A 3,504-nucleotide genomic window follows, 5' to 3' on the forward strand; every position below is an offset into this window, starting at 1 on the left:
CCGGATCCGGTGTCGAGGTACTTGAACTGCCAGTTCCACCGGAAGGCGATCACGTCGACGGTGACGTCGGGCTTCGACGAAAGCTTGGTGACCTCGGTCTCGTCCCGGGCCGTGTAGAAGAACAGCCCGGCCACGATCACCACCGGCACGACGGTGTAGAGCACCTCGACCGGCAGGTTGTAGCGCACCTGGCGGGGAAGTACGTCGCTGCGTTTCCGGAAGGCGATGACCGCGTAAAAGATCATTCCCCAGACGAGCACACCGACGGCGAGCGCCGCGATCGCCGAACCCTGCCAGATGTTGAGAAGGCGCGGCGTGTGGTTCGTCACGCCCTCGGGATAGCCGAATGTGGGCCTGTCGCAGGCGGTCGCCATGATCCCCACGACAGCGAGCGCGGCACTGAGACGCAGGACACGCCGAAGCGGCCGGATGTGCCGCGTCCCGTGCACGCCGACCGCGGACACCGCGGCTGCGCGTGTGTCGGAGCCAGCCGGCGTCGTCGGCGTGTCCTCGACATCCGCGAGCGACGGCCGGGTCCGACCGAAGGATCTCCTCACCAGGTCCTGCCTCCCACGACGAGCGGGCCGCGGCCGCGGGGGCGGACAGCGTTCGTCCCCGCGCGCGAGACCCCCTGGAAACGCCATGTCGCCCCGCCGATCCAACCGGACGACATGCTGTCTTCGACACGCTGTAGATGGTGCGGCAGCAGCGTATCTCAGCGGCCGCGAACCTTCTCGCCTCAGGCCCCCGTCAGCGCCTGTGACGCACGCCCCTCCCGGCCGTTCACGGCGTACCGTTTCACAGGTGCCGGCCTATCTCGACCACGCGTCGACCACGCCGCTGCACCCTGCCGCGCGCGAGACTCTGCTAGTGGCCCTTCAGGATGGCTGGGCCGACCCGGCACGGTTGTATCGGGAGGGCCGCCGGGCGCGCATGCTGCTCGACGCGGCGCGCGAGACCGTCGCGAGCGTACTCGGGGCTCGGCCGGACGAGATCAGTTTTCCCGCGAGCGGGTCGGCGGCGGCGCATCTGGCCCTGCTGGGCACGGCGGCGGCCCGGCGGCGCGCGGGTGACGTCGTCATGGTCAGCGCGGTCGAGCACTCCAGCGTCCTGCACGCTGCGCAGCGGCACGAACAGGCCGGTGGACGGGTCGTCAGGGTCGGTGTGGATCATCTTGGCCGGATCGACCCCGCCGGCTTCACCCCCGTCGCCGGTACCGCCGTCGCCAGCCTCCAGCACGCCAACCATGAGGTCGGGACCATCCAGCCGGTCGCCGAGGTCGCCGAACGGATGCGCGCCGCCGGGGTGCCGCTGCACACCGATGCCGCCGTGACAGTCGGCCACATCCCCGTCGACCTGGCCGACCTCGGGGTGGATCTGCTCACCGCGAGTGCCCACAAGTTCGGCGGACCACCCGGGGTGGGCGTTCTCGCCGTGCGCACCGGGACCCGCTGGCGCAGTCCCGGTCCCGTCGACGAGCGGGAGGGCGGTCGGGTTGCGGGCTATCCGAACGTCCCCGCCGTCGCCGCCGCCGCCACGGCGCTGAGCGCCCGGGCGGGTGAACTCGCCGCGGAGGCGCCCCGGCTCGCCGGCTACGTGGCCGAGCTGCGCCGCCGGCTGCCCGAACTCGTCGACGGCGTGGAACTACTCGGCGACCCGGACCGGGCAGCGACGGTTCCGCACATCAGCGCGTTCTCCTGCCTCTACGTCGAGGGCGAGGCACTGCTGACCGAGCTCGACCGGGCCGGAATCGCCGTGAGCTCCGGGTCGAGCTGCACATCCGACACCCTGGCCCCGAGCCATGTCCTGGTCGCCATGGGCGCGTTGACGCACGGCAACCTGCGGATCTCCTTCGGCCGCGAGTCGACCCGGGCCGACCTCGACGCCCTGCTGACGGCGCTGCCCGCGGCCGTGCGCGCCGTGCGGGACCGGCTGGACGCCGCCGGGCTTTGACGCCGACAATCCGATGACGGAACAGCCGCACACGGTCGACTCGCGAGGACGGCGCTGCCCGCTGCCGATCATCGATCTGGCCCGCGCCTTCGGCGGGATTCCGGTGACCGGCACCATCACGCTCTGGGCCGACGATCCCGCCGCCGGCGCGGACGTCGTGGCCTGGTGCCGGCTGCGGGGTCAGGAGCTGGTGGGCGTCTCCCCGCTCCCGGAGGGCGGGGAGGCGTTCGTCATCCGGCGGCTTGTATAATCTTCCGGCTCAGATTGTCGGCAGATGCTCGGCGATCTCGGCGGCGGCGTCGGAACCGTAGGCCTCGGTGAGACGCTTAAGCACCTCCGACGGCTCCACCGTGTACTCCTGGGTGCCGATCGTCTCCAGGACCAGGGTGGCGAGCAGGGAGCCGACCTGGGCGGAGCGTTCGAGCGAGAGGTCCCAGGACCGGCCGGCGAAGAACCCAGCCCGGAAGGCGTCCCCGACTCCGGTGGGATCCGGGGTGGCGCGGGCGGGAACGACCGGGACCCGGATGGGGTCGCTCTCCGGGGCCTCGATGACCGCACCATCCTTGCCGTGCGTGGTCACCCGGACGCCGACCCTGGCCAGGATCTCCTCGTCCGACCAGCCGGTCTTGCTGGCGAGCAGCGCCTTCTCGTACTCGTTACAGAACAGGTAGGCCGCACCGACGACGAGCTCGCGGATCTGCGGGCCCTCCATGATCGCGAGCTGCTGGGAGATGTCCGCCGCGAACGGATATCCCCGCTGTCGGCACTCCTCGCTGTGGCGCAGCATCGCCCCGGGGTCGTTGGGGCTGACGATCACCATGTCCAGGCCGCCGAACCGCTCGGCGATCGGCCTCAGCTCGATGTCGGCGGCCTCACTCATCGCACCCGGGTAGAAGGACGCGATCTGGTTGAGGTCCTCGTCGGTGGTGCAGACGAACCGCGCGGTGTGCGCGATCTCGCTGACCCGCACGGAGGCGGTGTCCACACCGTGCCGGTCGAGCCAGGAACGGTAGTCGGCGAAGTCCTCGCCGACCGCGCCGACGAGGATCGGGCGCAGGCCCAGCCGGCCCAGGCCGAAGGCGATGTTGGCCGCCACTCCGCCCCGCCGGATCACGAGCTCGTCGACGAGGAAGGACAGCGAGACCCGCTCAAGCTGGTCGGCGAGCAACTGCTCGGCGAACCTTCCAGGAAAGCGCATGAGGTGGTCGGAGGCGATGGAACCAGTCACGGCGATACGCACGATCAAGGAGCTTACCGGCCTGCCCCGAAGCCCGGAACCACCGGCTCGCGCTGGTTCACACGCGTCATTACGGAGGCGTCAGATCGCGGTGTCCCGTGATTCCGGCGGCCCGCAGGCAATGGACCCGCAGGCAATGGAAACGACGGATACCGACACAAGCGGATACCGACACAACACATGCGGGAGAGCCCGGTCCGACGAACAAAGGTCGGACCGGGCTCTCCCGAACGTTCCGGTCTGATCAACCGGTCACCGAACCGCGCCCCGGGGCTCGCGCCGAGACGCGGCCCGAGCAGGAGGTGCGGCCCGGT

Annotated in this window: 4 protein-coding genes; 2 read left to right on the plus strand and 2 right to left on the minus strand. The window is 70.7% G+C overall.

Going from position 1 to position 3,504, the window contains the following annotated elements; all coding sequences use genetic code 11:
* Window positions 1-557, minus strand: a 557-nt coding sequence (locus tag ACY45C_RS04095) for a cytochrome c oxidase subunit II transmembrane domain-containing protein (protein WP_462186312.1), incomplete at its 3' end; no start/stop codon positions are given.
* A gap of 247 nt (window positions 558-804) precedes the next feature.
* On the opposite strand from ACY45C_RS04095, the gene ACY45C_RS04100 reads away from it, so the two are divergent.
* Together ACY45C_RS04100 and ACY45C_RS04105 are read left to right on the plus strand one after the other, a co-directional pair.
* Window positions 805-1,953, plus strand: coding sequence for a cysteine desulfurase family protein (locus ACY45C_RS04100; RefSeq protein WP_462186313.1), 1,149 nt, complete (start codon window positions 805-807; stop codon window positions 1,951-1,953).
* A gap of 13 nt (window positions 1,954-1,966) precedes the next feature.
* The gene (locus tag ACY45C_RS04105) at window positions 1,967-2,203 is read left to right on the plus strand and encodes a sulfurtransferase TusA family protein (protein ID WP_462186314.1); all 237 of its coding nucleotides are present in this window, start codon (window positions 1,967-1,969) and stop codon (window positions 2,201-2,203) included.
* A 9-nt stretch (window positions 2,204-2,212) separates the two neighbouring features.
* On the opposite strand, the gene ACY45C_RS04110 is transcribed toward ACY45C_RS04105, so the two are convergent.
* The gene (locus ACY45C_RS04110) at window positions 2,213-3,193 is read right to left on the minus strand and encodes a carbohydrate kinase family protein (protein WP_462186315.1); all 981 of its coding nucleotides are present in this window, start codon (window positions 3,191-3,193) and stop codon (window positions 2,213-2,215) included.
* Window positions 3,194-3,504 lie beyond the last annotated feature (311 nt).

The sequence above is a fragment of the Frankia sp. CcWB2 genome (genome assembly GCF_977927585.1).

Coding starts and splice junctions, on each gene's coding strand:
- ACY45C_RS04105 (WP_462186314.1), top strand. CDS start 1,967: ATGACGGAACAGCCGCACACGGTCGACTCGCGAGGACGGCGCTGCCCG.